Genomic DNA, 13,482 nt, shown 5'->3' on the forward strand with positions numbered 1-13,482 from the left:
GGCGCATCCGGATTTCAGGGCCGGGCGAACGCCTGGCAGGGCTGGGAGGCCGGCAGCCGGCCCGTGAAGAACGACGTGGGGGGCACACCCATCAGCGCGCGGAGGTCGGCGGTGAGGTGCGACTGGTCGTAGTACCCGCAGGCGGCGGCGAGCTGCGCCCACGGGACGGCGGGGGAACGGTGGGTGAGGACGTGCCGCACCCGGGCGATGCGGGCGAAGTGCTTCGGGGAGACCCCGACGCCGTCCGCGAAGAGACTGCGCAACTGCCGCTCGCTGACGGCGAGCCGCCGAGCCAGCCCGCCCACCCCCTCGGGGAGCCGCCCGCCACCCGCCGACACCGCGCGCACCGCGGCCCGCACCAGCGCGGTACGGCTGTCGACGGCGGGGCCGAGGTCACCGAGGACGTGCCCCGGGTACTGGGGCGCCCGGCACGGACCTATCGGGAGTGGGCGGACGGCCATCGTGGGGCCTTCGCCTGGAGGCGTGGGCGGTGTACGTCGTCTTGCGTACCGCAATATGAGCAGATTTCCCGGTTCGGGAACCCCTCGTCGTGCACGACACGTTGTCGGGAAACAGTGATTTATCCGAATGATCGCTTCGCGTCCGGTGGGGGCCGGTACCGACGGGGAGAACCGGTAGGTCCGGTTGTGACCGTTCGCGGGGCAGGGGGACAGAACGGGGACACCCATGGTGCATCGACACCATCGAGAGACCTACTACGTCGTCGACGAGGGCCGGATCCTGGAGTTCGAGAAGGGGGACGCGGTCGCGCGCGTACCGAGCGCGACCGAGCAGCAGATGGCCTTCCGCTTCTCCCGGTTCGGGGAGAAGGGGGTCCAGCTCGACGAGGCGCTGCGCGTCAAGCTGGCCGAGGCCATGACCACGGGCACGGGCGGCGCCGACCCCGACTCGGGGGAGCCGGGGACATCGGTCCCGGCGGGCTTCACGTACCTCGGCCAGTTCGTCGACCACGACCTGACCCTGGACCGCACCCAGGTGGGGCTGGGTGAACCCGTCCCGGTCGAGGACCTGGTACAGGGGCGCAGCCCCGCCCTCGACCTGGACTCGCTCTACGGCCTGGGCCCGCACCACGCCGGCAGCGCCCGCTTCTACGAGTCCGACGGCCGCCTCAGGACGGGCACCACGCTCGGGGTGGGCTTCCCGCCAGAGTCGCCGTCCAACATCGACCACGAGGGCTTCGACCTGCCGAGGGCCGGCGAGGCGGCCGGCGGCACCCGGGCGGACCGGCGTGCCCCGCTCATCCCGGACGCGCGCAACGACGAGAACCTGGCCGTCGGCCAGCTCCACCTGGCGTTCATCCGCTTCCACAACCGTGTCGTCGACCTCCTCGCCGAGCGCGGAGTGCCCGAGCACCGGCTGTTCAAGGCGGCCCGGGACATCGTCGTGAAGCACTACCAGTGGATGCTGCGCACCGACTTCCTGCCGCGCATCGTCGACCCGGACATCGTCGAGCGGGTCTTCACCCGGGGGCGCAGGCACTTCGAGCGTCCCGGGTACACCCGCCCCGGCGACCTGCCGACGATGCCCATCGAGTTCTCCGTCGCCGCCTACCGGCTGGGCCACAGCATGGTGCGCGGGGCCTACCAGTGGAACAGCGTGTTCCGCGCGGGCGGACCCGGCCCGATCGCCTCGCTCGGCCTGCTGTTCCGCTTCAGCGGCACGGCGGGCAACCTCACACCGGGCCCGGACGACCTGAGCGACCTCGACGACCCGAACGCGGGGGAGAACCTACGGCTGCCGAGCAACTGGATCGTCGACTTCCGCCGGCTGTTCGACTTCGGCGAAATCGGCCGGAGTGATCTGGTCGTGCCCGAGGGTGAGTTCAACGTGGCCAAGCGCCTCGACACGCTTCTCGTCGACCCGCTGGCCACGCTGCCCACCGGCACCTTCGACGGGCGTGGCCGCCCGGCCCCGCCGCCGATCCAGCGCAACCTCGCGTTCCGCAACCTCGCGCGCGCCGCCATGGTCGAGCTGGCCACCGGGCCGCAACTGGCCGCCCAGATGGGCTTCAAGCCGCTGACGGAGGACCAGATCCTGCAGGGCGACGGCGGCGCCGTCCTGGAGGGCCTCTCCGGCACCGAGCGCGCACAGCTCGTGGAGCACACCCCGCTGTGGTTCTACGTCCTGCGCGAGGCCGAGGTGAACGAAGCCCGCCCCGGCAGCCTCACCGGCGTCGGCGGCACCCTCGTCGCCGAGGTCTTCCACCGCGCGATCGAGGGCAGCCGGAGGTCGATCGTGAAGCACCCGGGCTGGCGCCCGAGCCTCCCGTCCCACCGGAAGGGTGCGTTCACGATGACGGACCTGCTGCTCTTCGCCTTCGAGAACGACCCGGAGCTGCTCAACCCGCTGGGCTGACCGACGGCCGGTCGTGACTCACCCGGCATTCCGGACCGTGGGCGTGTGCCCGAGGTCCGGAAGGCCGGGGCCCGTCGCCGCCCTCACAGGCCGAAAAGCGTGGGGTCCGTCGCCAGTGCCCGGAAGTACTCCCGCGGATCGGCCACCAGCCTGCGGATCCTCAGGTCCATCAACCCGCCCACGCCGGTGATCTCCGCAGCCACGGTGCCGTCCGTCAGGCGTACGGTCTGCTCGATGCGGAACGTCTTGCCCTCACCCCACACGAAGACACACGTCACCTCGACCTCGTCACCGGCCAGCAACTCCCGCCGATAACTGATCGTCGTCTCCAGCGCCACGGGCCCGACGCCCTTCGCCATCAGGTCGGCCTGACGTATCCCGGCGGCCTGCAACAGTGACCACCGCGCGTGCTCGCCGTACTGGAGATACACGCTCTGGTTCAGGTGCCCCTGCACATCGGTCTCGTACCCGCGCACGGTCACCGGAACGGAAAACGGCTCGGCCATGACTTCCCCCTACCTGAGGCGAACGCAAACCACATCAGCTTACTGAGCGCTTGCTCAGCCACTAGGTCCGCCTCGGCGAGGCGAGCAGATACCGCTCCCGCTCACGGGGATCGGTGTGCTCGCTCACCTGCCAGCCTGCCTTCTCCAGAGTCGCCGCACAGGCCCTCAGCGCCTCCGCGGCGGGCTCCCGTACGGCGACGGCCTCCGGCTGGGGCGTGGCCCGCACGCGGTAACCGCCGCCCGTCCCCGTCTCTGCCCCCGCATCCGCAGGCCGGTGGCCCGCGGCCTCCAGCGCCAGAGCGGCGGCCCGCACCAGATGCGTGCGCTCCCAGCCGCACGGGCGGTCCACGATGCCACCCGGATTGGTCATCCGGCGCAGCTCCAGGAGCCCCTGCCAGGCGCTGTGCACCTCACGGGTGCGCGCCGGCCCGGTGGCGGCGGCCTCCTCGCCGCCGACCCGCGCGGCGAAGACACCGGCCTCGGCGGGGGCGGCGCCCTTCGCAGCCGTCTGCGTGACGTCGGCCGGTGCCGTGTCCCGTACGCGATGCCCGGCCGGTGTCAGGAAGTGGTCGTGCGGCGGACGCGGATGCCGGAAGGCCAGCCCCCGCTTCACCAGCGCCGCGAGCTGCGCATCCGTACCCGTCAGCCGCCCGGTCACCGGCTCGGCGGCGTCCATGATCCGTCGCTGGGCAGCGGTCGGCGGTCGTGTCACGGCACCCTCCCTCACCCGAGCCGACTGTGGGTCGACCCACTCGAAGACTACGAGGAGGGTCTGACATTCCACCCCGCGATGACCGGACGCCCATGTTCCGTGCCGAGCCGGCAGACCGTGCCCGTGGCCAGCTGGAACAGCGCGCCTCCGGAGGCGGGCAGCCCGAGATAGCGGGCCGTCAGGACGCGCAGGAAGTGCCCGTGCGCCACCAGCACCACGCTCCCGTCGGTGTTCCCGAGCGCCGCGTGCGCCTTCGCCAGCATCCGGTCGGCGCGCGCCCCGACCTCCTCCGGGCTCTCCCCGGGATGCTCCGGCGGTCCGGGCGCGACCCCGTCCGTGAACAGGAACCAGTCCGGCCGGGTGCGATGGATCTCGACGGTCGTGATCCCCTCGTACCCGCCGTAGTCCCATTCGACCAGATCCGAGTCGACGCGCGCCCCGGTGAGCCCGGCCAGCTCCGCGGTCTCCCGGGCCCGCTTCAGGGGACTCACGAAGACGGCGCCGATGCGGTGTGAGCCGAGCAGCGGCGCGAGGCCGCTCACCTGCTCACGGCCGTGGTCCGTCAGTGAGAGGTCGGTCCAGCTGGTGTGCCGGCCGGACGCCGACCACTCGGTCTCACCGTGCCGCACAAGAAGAAGATCACCCATGCCCCCAGGCTACGAGCCCGCCGCACCGACGACGCCTCCACGCCTCACAGGGCACGAGCCCACCGCTCCAACTCCGCGAACTCCTCCTCCCGCAGCCCCCGGCGCGGATCGATCCGCAGCAGCAGCGCCGGCGTGTCGTGGTGCTCGGCCACATGCCGTACGTCGACGTCGGTGATCATGTCGTCGACCCAGACGAACGGCCGTCCGGCCGCCCACTGAAGAACCCGCCGGGTCTTCCAGTACAGGCCGTCCGCATCCGCGGCGAAGAGGTTGTCGAACTCGATGACCGGCAGATCGCGCGGCAGCCCGATCACCGGCCCGATCATCTCGTTGGCCTCGTGCATCCACGTCGTCGCCCACGCCAGTTCGTACGGCAGCGCGAGCAGCCGCTCCCCGTGCGCCGGATTGAGCCGGATCCGCAGGCCCCGGCGCAGCCGTCGGGATCCCGGTTCCTGCCGTGAGGACCAGTTCGCGGGGTGCATCCGGCGGGTCACATAGCCGCGTGGACGCCACCACCGGGCGCCGAAGGGGTTGAGGGGGCCGTCGACGTCGAGGAGGAGCAGCGGTCGGTCAGTCATGACAAGGAGTTACCCATGCCGGCGTGTTCACATCTGGCCCGGTCGTCCTCAACCCGGGGCGCGGCTGGGCGGAGGAGCAAGGGCCCTGCGTGGGGCACGTGTTGCAGGCCGGTGTCGGGCCTGGCGGCTTGTGGAGGGTGAGCCGTCGTCGGCCGAAGGCACCCCGGTCTGTCGGGCCCTGCGCGAACTCGGCGCCCTCACCGGTGAGCGGGACGACGAATTCACCAGTGTGGGCCTCGGCGTGCACCGGGACACCGAGAGGTGGCCGACGTGACGGCCTGAGCGTCGTGCGTCGCGGGAGCCTGTGTCGTTCCTCCGCCCCGGTCGGGTGTGGGCCGGGGTTCGGAAATGCCGTGGCTCGCGCGGCGCCAATCGGCCGGATGATCTCCGACCAGGAGCCATCACAAGCGCCCTGGGCCCAGGCCGGGGCTGTGTACGAGCACGCGCTATCGAGCACGCGACCACATCCACCCCGCCGGCCGGGGGAGTCGTCAGGCTCCGCGCGTCCGTTCCGGCTCCGGGGGTCGCGTACCCCGAGGTCAACTACCGGGAGTCGGGCGACTGTCGGCCTGCCTCGCCCCCTACTGCCGGTACCCGCTCAGGAACCGGCCGATCCGGCTGATCGCCGCGTCCAGGTCGTCCGCGTACGGGAGGGTGAGGATGCGGAAGTGGTCGGGGGTGGGCCAGTTGAAGCCGGTTCCCTGGACGACCTGGATCTTCTCCCGCAGGAGCAGGTCCAGGACGAACTTCTCGTCGTCGTGGATCTTGTGGACCTTGGGGTCGAGCCGGGGGAAGGCGTAGAGGGCGCCCTTGGGCTTCACACAGGAGACGCCGGGGATCTCGTTGAGCTTCTCCCACACCACGTTGCGCTGTTCGTGCAGGCGGCCGCCCGGCGTGGTGAGGTCGGTGATGGACTGGCGGCCGCCGAGCGCGGCCTGGATGGCGTACTGGGCGGGGGCGTTGGCGCACAGTCGCATGGAGGCCAGCATCGTCAGGCCCTCCAGGTAGTTGCGGGCGTGCTGCCTGGGGCCGGTGACGACCAGCCAGCCGGAGCGGAAGCCCGCGACGCGGTACGTCTTGGACAGCCCGCAGAACGTGAGGACGACCAGGTCGGGGGCGAGTGCGGCGGCCGAGTGGTGGACGGCGTCGTCGTACAGGATCTGGTCGTAGATCTCGTCGGCGAAGACCATCAGGCCGTGGCGGCGGGCGAGGTCGAGGATGCCCTCGATGATCTCCTTCGGGTAGACCGCGCCGGTGGGGTTGTTCGGGTTGATGATGACGACGGCCCTGGTGCGGTCGGTGATCTTCGACGCCATGTCGTCGAGGTCCGGGTACCAGTCGGCCTGCTCGTCGCACAGGTAGTGGACCGCCTTGCCGCCGGCGAGGGTGGTCACCGCCGTCCAGAGGGGGAAGTCGGGGGCGGGGATCAGGATCTCGTCGCCGTCCTCGATCAGCGCCTGTACGGCCATGGAGACCAGTTCGGAGACGCCGTTGCCGAGGAAGACGTCGTCCACGTCGACGTCGAGGCCCCGGTCCTGGTAGCGCTGGGCGACCGCGCGGCGGGCCGAGAGGATGCCGCGCGAGTCCGTGTAGCCGTGGGCCTGCGGGAGCATCCGGATCATGTCCTGGATGATCTCCTCCGGCGCCTCGAAGCCGAAGAGGGCGGGGTTACCGGTGTTGAGGCGCAGCACGCTGTGGCCCGCCTCCTCCAGTGCGTTGGCGTGCTCGATCACGGGGCCGCGGATCTCGTAACAGACCTCGCTGAGCTTGCTCGACTGCCGGAACTCCATGCGCCTAGCCCTCCGGTTCGTTGTGTTGCTTGGTTTTACCAAGTAGGTGCTTGGAAAGTCCAATGACATGTCTAGACTGCGTCCCATGTCACCTCGTCGAAGCTACGACCAGTACTGTTCCGCCGCGCGGGCGCTCGACCTCGTCGGTGACCGCTGGACCCTGCTGATCGTGCGTGAACTGCTGGCCGGGCCGCGTCGCTACACGGACCTGCACGCGGACCTGCCGGGCGTCAGCACGGACGTGCTCGCGTCGCGGCTGAAGGGCATGGAGCGGGACGGGCTGACCACACGGCGGCGACTGCCGCCGCCGGGGGCGGCCTATGTGTACGAACTGAGCGCCCGGGGACGGGAGTTGCTGCCGGTGCTGCAGGCGCTCGGGGCGTGGGGGGAGGGTGCGCTCGGGGAGCGGCGGGCGACGGATGCGGTACGGGCGCACTGGTTCGCGTTGCCGTTGTTGCGGGGGCTGGAGGGTTGGGTCGCGGGGAGTGCCGGGCTTGTCGAAGTCCGGTTGGAGGAGGGGGAGTTCCACGTGTGGGTGGGCACCGGAGAGGGGCCGGTGTACGGGGAGGGGCCCGCGCCCGGGGAGGCGGATGTACGGCTGTCTCTCGACGCGGGCACCTGCGGTGCGCTCGGGCGGGGGGAGTTGGGGCTGCGGGAGGCGGTGCGGCAGGGCCTGGTCGAGGTGGCGGGGGAGGGCGCTCTCGCCAAGGAGCTGCGGGAGGCCTGAGTGAGGGGGACGTGGGTCCTTCGTCGGCTGCGGGTCCGGTGGGGGCTGGTCGCGCAGCTCCCCGCGCCCCTGAAAGACCAGGCCCTGCGGGCCTGAGGGCAGCGGCTCTGCGGGCCTGAGGACAGCGGCCCTGCGGGCCTGAAGGGCAACGGTCCTGCTGGCCGAGAAGCACGGGGCGCAGCCCCTGCTTCTCAGGGGCGCGGGGAACTGCGCGACCAGCCCCCACCGGACCCGCGGACGGGGTCGACGCGGACTGGGTCGGACGCCGGCACGGCCGGCCGCGCGAAAGGCCCGCCGAACCGGCATGGTTCGGCGGGCCTTCGACGAGCGGTCAGGCACCCGGCGGTGGCACCCGGGTCGGTCGGCCCGCGCCCCGGGTCAGGGAGTAGCCGCCGATGCCCGCCAGTGCCGCCAGGGCCGCGCCGAGCGCCGTCCAGACCCAGCGGTCGCTCCACCAGCCGGAGGCCCAGCCGTCGTCGGGTTCGAGGGAGGACAGGACGGCCTCGGTGGAGGTGTCCTCGTCGTCCTCCTGGGACGAGGTGACGGCGATGCCGGGTACCAACGGCTGCGCCAGCGAGCCGTCGACGGCCGCGGCGCCGCCGATGTCCTTCGAGTCGGCCTTGACCTCGGTGTCGACGGGCAGCCCCAGGTCGGCCGTGGCCAGCCGGGTCGTGGTGAGGCGGACGTAGTACGTGCCCGGCAGCGGGTCGTCGGCCCACTGCTCCGACCAGGCACGGACGGTGCGCAGGGTGCAGGACAGCTCGACCGAGGCCGCCCCCGCGGCGGCGGTCCGGGTCTGCGCGCCGTACTGGCAGGCCTGGCGGCGCCTCAGCCCGTCGTACACGTCGATCTGCCAGGTGGAGGAGGACTCGGCCCCCTCGGGCAGCCTGACGGTCGCCCGCACGGTGGGCCGCTGGCCGGCGTCCGCCGGGAACGACCAGTACAGGTAGTCGCCGGTCGAGGCGCTCGCCGTGGCGGTCCGGCCCTGCTCGAACTCCGTGGCCGTACGGAAGGAGGTGCCCGCCTGTGTGGGCGCGTCACCGTCCTCCGAGGGGCTCGCGGAGGGGGTGGAGTCGGCGACGGCGGGGGAGACGGCGGTGCCGAGCAGCAGGAACCCGGCCGTCATCACCTGGGCCAGCGCCCTCTTCGTAGCGCTCTTGGCGCCGGTCCTCGTACGCGACATGCTTGTGATCCGCATCAGTTGGTCCTCCAGACCGCGACCCGCCAGCGCGACAGCCAGCCCCACAGCACACCCGTCAGGAATCCGACGAGTACCAGCACACCGAGCAGCCACCAGCCGCGGCCGAGGCCGAACGAGGCCACGTCGCTCGCCCGGTCGGGCCCTTCCACGACGTCGACGGTGATTTCGAGCGGCAGACCGGGCGTGCTCTTCACACCGCTCGCCGGCGAGTAGGAGTGGGTCACCTGGAGACACACGGACTCGGCGGTGGACTCGTCCTCCTTGTCCTCGGCCTCCGCCTTCGGATAGCGCAGACCGGTCGAGATGACGTCGGTACGGCCGTTGCCGGCCGCCTCGCCGCGTACGATCTCGCGGTTCTTGGCGGTCACCGCGCGCAGCAGCACGCCGTAGTCCGGGTTGACGTCACGGTCGGCCGCGACGCTCACCGAGGCGCGCAGTTCCTGGCCCGGCTCGACGTCCACGCGGTACCAGCGCTGCCGGCCGAACTCCTCGCGGTCGGTGTACAGACCCGACGTGAGGGTGGGCGCCTGCGCGCACGCCTCGGCGCCCTCGACGGCCTTCGGCACGACCACCGGGTCGGCGGCACGGTCGACCAACTGATTGACACGGTCGGTGAGTTCGTCGCGGTGTTCGATCGACGTGTACGTGCCCCCGGTCGCCTCGGCGATGCAGCTCAGCTGCAGGCGCATCTTGGCGTTCGGGACCAGGCCGAGTGTGTCGATGGTCAGGCCGATGCCCTTCGCCGCGATCTCGCGGGCCACCTCGCACGGGTCGAGCGGGGCGCAGGTGTCCTCGCCGTCGCTGATCAGCACGATGCGCTTGGTGCCCTCGCCGCCCTCCAGGTCGTCGGCCGCCTTCAGCAGCGCGGGGCCGATCGGGGTCCAGCCGGTCGGGGTGAGCGTCGCCACCGCCGTCTTCGCCTCGGTGCGGTCCAGCGGCCCCACCGGGTAGAGCTGCGCGGTGTCCTTGCAGCCCGTCTTCCGGTCGTCGCCGGGGTAGTCGGCGCCCAGGGTGCGGATGCCGAGCTGGACCTCCTCGGGCGTGGCGTCCAGTACCTCGTTGAACGCCTGCTTCGCGGCGGCCATGCGGGACTGGCCGTCGATGTCCTTGGCCCGCATCGAGCCGCTGACGTCCAGCAGGAGGTTGACCTTGGGCGCGGTGGCCGTGGTCTCGTCGGCGACGGCCGTGGAGGGGACCGCGATCCCGGCCGTCAGGACGGCGAGCAGGACGAACACCCCTGCTGTCAGCCGTTGTCTTGTGATCATCGGCGGATCCTATTGATCCAAGGGGTCACGCTTCAAAACGAGACCACCTGTTCATCGGGCGGACAACGAGTCAGGGCCCCCGGACTCCGCCGCTCGCCGCCGATCCCCCTCGCACCCCGCCGCTCACCGCAGCGGACTGGGTACCTCCGCCCAGATGTCGCCGGGCCGCTCCGGCGAAAGACGCATCAGCGTCAACGCCTTCGTCGGTACGGGCCCCTCCAGCAGCGTGCGGAGATCGGGGGTGTGCGGCAGCTCCCGTACGGCGGTGGAGAGCGCCTCGCGCAGGACGGGTGTCGAACCGGCCGTGGCGCCGAGCGTGCCCGTGAGCAGGGCGCCGAACAGCTTGCGACGCAGGGTGGTCTCGTCGTCGGTGATGATGCGGCCGGTCATGGCCGGGGCGGAAATGCCGTGCCGGGCGAGCCGGGCGGGGCTGACCCGGATGTCCGCGAGGTCGCGGTAGACGAGGCGGCGGGGGGCACCCGACGGGGACAGAACCACCAGAAGGTTCTGACCGTGCGCCTCCAGGGCCACGCCCAGGTCGAGCAGGCGGAGGGAGACCGTGAGCGCGAGCCGGGTGAAGTCCGCCAGCCAGGACGGCGACCGGGGCAGCTCGGTCGTCGCGAGCGCGGCCACCGGCAGGACCCGCTCACCGGTCGCCGTGTCCGCGTACGTCTCCGGCGACTCACGCAGCACCGCCGCCAGATCGGGCGAACCGGCGGTGACAGCGCCCAGCGTCCGCGTCACGTGCAGCAACCCGTCGGTGCGGCCGGCGACCTCCGCCATGAAGTCCGACACGATCGCCGACGTCTCGATCGAGTAGACCGAGATGTCCCGCACGGACGAGGTCAGCCGGGCGCTCAGCGCGGTCTTGACGTGCGGCCCGCCGTCCGCGAGGGCGAGGGTGCGCAGGGACATCAGCGGATGGGCCTCTATCACCTCCCCCAAGGGGCACTTGAGCACATGGGCCGCCTGCCACGGATGCACCGGAACCAGCACCCGCCCGCCGTCCCGCAACTCCGCCGGCCACTCCCCGACGACCATCGCTTCCTCCACCGGCGCCAGCCCCAGTCGTACGACCTGCCGGTGCTCCGGCCCGTAGGCGAGCTGGTCGCATGCCGAGAAGCCGGGCCGGGAACGGCAGTTGGGGTGGAAGGGATGTCCGTCGACGATCAGCTGCTCCCACCCCCAGCTGGTCACCGGTGACTCCGCGGCCGCCGGCTGACCGGCGCGGGACAGTGCCAACGAGGCGACGCTGTGGTCGAGTTCGACGGCGAAGGCGGCGCTGTGCGGAACGGCCAGGGCGGTCATGAGCCGCGCCGGACGATCGTAGGACCGCTCGTCGAACCAGACCTCCTCGACGTGCGCGGTGGTGCCGTACGGGTCCGAGGCCGGGCCGTGCAGCCGACGGCCGTCGGCGAGATGGAGCGTGACCCCGTCGCCCCCGGCCGCGTCCCGGCGCACCACCCAGGGCAGCGGCTCATGGACCAGGCCCCGCCACAGCCGGGACAGTACGGCCGCTCGGGCGCCGGGCAGTGCTGCCGTGTACGGCAGCGTCAGATCGGGGCGTACGGCGCCCAGCTCGGCGCCGAGCGCCGCCTCGGCGTCGGCGTCGGACAACGGGTGACGGTCCACGGACGGGCTCCTCGGGTGCGGGACGGGTGCGGGTGCGGGTGCGAGTACGGCTGTCGGGGCTGGGGCTGGGGCTGGGGCTGGGCAGGGGCGGTAGCCCTATCGGCATCGACATCGGCGTACGACCACTGCCCGCCCGTCTCCGACACGACGCATGCGGCAGCGCGACGAATCGCCGTGTGGCCGCTTCGCGACGGCGGCGACCCGTCCCTCCCCACCGAACGGGACCGGTCACGGCCGATTCCCGCCTTAACGGCGCACGACCGCTTCACGGAGAAGCCCGGCGGGCAGACATACTGATCACGAGTGCACCGTAAGGAACGAATGGACCCCGTGGACGCCAACCCGCCCCGCGACGACGCCAACGCGTCCCGCGATGTCGATTCGTCGCGCGACAGCATCGGCACCGCTGCCGACGCCCACGCCGCCGCACCGTTGCTCAACTGTCTTCTGCGGGAAGCGGGAGCACCGGTCGAGTCGTCGGGCGCGACCGTGGTGCACCGGCTGAGGGCCGACGGCCGCCTCCTGCGCGTACGCGGCACCCGGCGTCCCACCCGCCCCGAAGTGCGCACGGCGGGCACCTGGCACCCGCTCACCCACACCGAACTCGTCAAGCTCGTCGCCGAGGAACTCCGCGCCCTCACCGGCCTGTCCAACTCCGAACTGCCCGCCGAGATGCTCGACAGCCGCGAGGCCGTGGAGGCCATCCTGACCGCGCGCGCCCACACGCCGGCGCCCGAGGACCCGTACCGGCGCTCCGAGCAGTCCCTGATCACCGGCCACCCGTTCCACCCCGCCCCCAAGGCCCGCGGTGGCGGCCCGGTCGCCGGATGGCTGCCGTACGCGCCCGAGGCGTACGCCCACTTCCCGCTGACCCTCCTCGGGGTCCGCGAGGACACGGTGGTCGAGGAGGGCGACACCACCGCCCTCGACGCGCTCGGCACGGCCCCGCCCGGCTACCGGCTCCTTCCCACCCACCCCTGGCAACTCGACCTGGTCGGCCGGGGGTTGGCCGAAGCCTTCGCCGACGGCCGCCTCGTACGCCTGGGTCCGGCGGACGGCGAGGTGTGGCCGACGGCGGCGATCCGCACGGTGTACGTACCCGGGGCCGCGTCCGGGGCCGTATCCGGCGCTACATCCAGGACCGCGCCCGAAGACGCCATGGCCGCCGCCTCCGACCTCTTCCTCAAGTTCAGCCTGGACGTGCGGATCACCAACGACATCCGCCGACTGTGGCGCCACGACCTGCTCAAGCTGCGCCGGACGGACCGGGCGGTCACGGAGGCCTTCGCCGGGGCGCCTGGAGCCTGGCTGAGCGACCGCGGCTATCGCACCGCCGCCTTCGCCTTCGAGGAGCTGGCGGTACTGGTCCGGGACGGCCTGCGCGGCCATGTGCCCCCCGGCACGACCCCCTTCCTCGCCGCCGCCCTCACCGAGGGCACCGGGGCGTTCCCGGGCAACCCGCTGGCCCACGCCGCCGACCCCGAGGCCTGGTGGGAGGCGTATCTACGCGCGGTCGTACCCCCGGCTCTCGCCGCCTTCCACGGCCACGGTGTCGTCCTGGAGGCCCATCTGCAGAACACCCTCATCGCCTGCGACCCCTCGGGCGTCCCCGTGCGGGCCGTCTACCGGGACGCCGAGGGCGTGAAGCTCCTTCCGGACGTGACACGCGAGGCAGGTTGGGAACGGCTGGTCTACTGCCTCTTCGTCAACAACCTCCTGGAGGTCGCGGCGGCCCTTGCCGAACACCATCCGGAGGTGGACCCCTGGCCCGCCGTACGCGGGCAGTTGGTGCGCCACGGCGAGGTACCGGAGATCGCCGACCTCCTCGACTCGCCCACGCTGCCGGGCAAGACGAATCTGCTGCTGAGGTGGACGGGCGCGGACGGCGCGGACGCACGGTACCTTCCGCTGCCCAACCCGATCAGGCGGACGTCCGGCCGAAGCGGTCGATCGCCTGCCTGACTTGCCGCGGTCGGTGGTCGGTGGTCGGCGGTCGGCGGTCGGCCACCGGTGTCCAGCGCGAAGCGACCGCGGTTCGACACGCGCCC

12 protein-coding genes are annotated in these 13,482 nt (G+C 72.1%); 3 read left to right on the forward strand and 9 right to left on the reverse strand.

The features are described 5' to 3' along the window. Positions 1-14: 14 nt before the first annotated feature. Positions 15-461 (reverse strand): helix-turn-helix domain-containing protein, encoded by a 447-nt coding sequence (locus OG858_RS36575; RefSeq protein ID WP_319266811.1) that lies wholly within the window; start codon positions 459-461, stop codon positions 15-17. Between the two features lie 226 nt (positions 462-687). Between OG858_RS36575 and OG858_RS36580 the strand changes: the two genes are divergently transcribed. Next, positions 688-2,376: a peroxidase family protein gene (locus OG858_RS36580; protein ID WP_319064214.1), complete on the forward strand. Its 1,689-nt coding sequence runs from the start codon at positions 688-690 to the stop codon at positions 2,374-2,376. 83 nt (positions 2,377-2,459) lie between these two features. Here the strand turns inward: OG858_RS36580 and OG858_RS36585 are convergent, their stop codons facing one another. The 5 genes from OG858_RS36585 to OG858_RS36605 form a co-directional block, all read right to left on the reverse strand. Next, positions 2,460-2,882 (reverse strand): acyl-CoA thioesterase, encoded by a 423-nt coding sequence (locus tag OG858_RS36585; protein ID WP_086750437.1) that lies wholly within the window; start codon positions 2,880-2,882, stop codon positions 2,460-2,462. Between the two features lie 61 nt (positions 2,883-2,943). Beyond that, positions 2,944-3,594 (reverse strand): hypothetical protein, encoded by a 651-nt coding sequence (locus OG858_RS36590; RefSeq protein WP_086750436.1) that lies wholly within the window; start codon positions 3,592-3,594, stop codon positions 2,944-2,946. Between the two features lie 47 nt (positions 3,595-3,641). Then, positions 3,642-4,241, reverse strand: coding sequence for a histidine phosphatase family protein (locus tag OG858_RS36595; protein ID WP_319064211.1), 600 nt, complete (start codon positions 4,239-4,241; stop codon positions 3,642-3,644). A 44-nt stretch (positions 4,242-4,285) separates the two neighbouring features. Further along, complete coding sequence (locus tag OG858_RS36600; RefSeq protein ID WP_086750434.1) at positions 4,286-4,819, reverse strand: HAD domain-containing protein; 534 nt, start codon at positions 4,817-4,819, stop codon at positions 4,286-4,288. Positions 4,820-5,400: 581 nt separating this feature from the next. Next, positions 5,401-6,609, reverse strand: coding sequence for a pyridoxal phosphate-dependent aminotransferase (locus OG858_RS36605; protein ID WP_037703889.1), 1,209 nt, complete (start codon positions 6,607-6,609; stop codon positions 5,401-5,403). Positions 6,610-6,694: 85 nt separating this feature from the next. Here OG858_RS36605 and OG858_RS36610 point away from each other — a divergent pair, with 85 nt between their 5' ends. After that, positions 6,695-7,336 carry a winged helix-turn-helix transcriptional regulator gene (locus OG858_RS36610; RefSeq protein WP_328544040.1) on the forward strand — a complete coding sequence of 214 codons (642 nt, stop codon included), beginning with the start codon at positions 6,695-6,697 and terminating at the stop codon, positions 7,334-7,336. A gap of 331 nt (positions 7,337-7,667) precedes the next feature. Here OG858_RS36610 and OG858_RS36615 read toward each other — a convergent pair whose 3' ends face one another. The 3 genes from OG858_RS36615 to OG858_RS36625 form a co-directional block, all read right to left on the reverse strand. After that, positions 7,668-8,462: a hypothetical protein gene (locus OG858_RS36615; RefSeq protein ID WP_408059503.1), complete on the reverse strand. Its 795-nt coding sequence runs from the start codon at positions 8,460-8,462 to the stop codon at positions 7,668-7,670. A 71-nt stretch (positions 8,463-8,533) separates the two neighbouring features. Beyond that, positions 8,534-9,802 (reverse strand): VWA domain-containing protein, encoded by a 1,269-nt coding sequence (locus tag OG858_RS36620; RefSeq protein WP_328544038.1) that lies wholly within the window; start codon positions 9,800-9,802, stop codon positions 8,534-8,536. 123 nt (positions 9,803-9,925) lie between these two features. Next, a complete protein-coding gene (locus OG858_RS36625; RefSeq protein ID WP_328544037.1) occupies positions 9,926-11,434 on the reverse strand; it encodes an IucA/IucC family protein in 1,509 nt (502 codons plus the stop codon). 321 nt (positions 11,435-11,755) lie between these two features. Here OG858_RS36625 and OG858_RS36630 point away from each other — a divergent pair, with 321 nt between their 5' ends. Beyond that, positions 11,756-13,396, forward strand: coding sequence for an IucA/IucC family protein (locus OG858_RS36630; protein ID WP_328544036.1), 1,641 nt, complete (start codon positions 11,756-11,758; stop codon positions 13,394-13,396). Positions 13,397-13,482 lie beyond the last annotated feature (86 nt).

It is taken from the genome of Streptomyces europaeiscabiei, from assembly GCF_036346855.1.
Lineage (GTDB): Bacteria > Actinomycetota > Actinomycetes > Streptomycetales > Streptomycetaceae > Streptomyces > Streptomyces europaeiscabiei.

Excerpts from the sequence above, each read along its gene's own strand:
- OG858_RS36575 (WP_319266811.1), bottom strand. The coding sequence starts at position 461 with ATGGCCGTCCGCCCACTCCCGATAGGTCCGTGCCGGGCGCCCCAGTAC.
- OG858_RS36580 (WP_319064214.1), top strand. The coding sequence starts at position 688 with ATGGTGCATCGACACCATCGAGAGACCTACTACGTCGTCGACGAGGGC.
- OG858_RS36585 (WP_086750437.1), bottom strand. The coding sequence starts at position 2,882 with ATGGCCGAGCCGTTTTCCGTTCCGGTGACCGTGCGCGGGTACGAGACC.
- OG858_RS36595 (WP_319064211.1), bottom strand. The coding sequence starts at position 4,241 with ATGGGTGATCTTCTTCTTGTGCGGCACGGTGAGACCGAGTGGTCGGCG.
- OG858_RS36600 (WP_086750434.1), bottom strand. The coding sequence starts at position 4,819 with ATGACTGACCGACCGCTGCTCCTCCTCGACGTCGACGGCCCCCTCAAC.
- OG858_RS36605 (WP_037703889.1), bottom strand. The coding sequence starts at position 6,609 with ATGGAGTTCCGGCAGTCGAGCAAGCTCAGCGAGGTCTGTTACGAGATC.
- OG858_RS36610 (WP_328544040.1), top strand. The coding sequence starts at position 6,695 with ATGTCACCTCGTCGAAGCTACGACCAGTACTGTTCCGCCGCGCGGGCG.
- OG858_RS36615 (WP_408059503.1), bottom strand. The coding sequence starts at position 8,462 with ATGACGGCCGGGTTCCTGCTGCTCGGCACCGCCGTCTCCCCCGCCGTC.
- OG858_RS36620 (WP_328544038.1), bottom strand. The coding sequence starts at position 9,802 with ATGATCACAAGACAACGGCTGACAGCAGGGGTGTTCGTCCTGCTCGCC.
- OG858_RS36630 (WP_328544036.1), top strand. The coding sequence starts at position 11,756 with ATGGACCCCGTGGACGCCAACCCGCCCCGCGACGACGCCAACGCGTCC.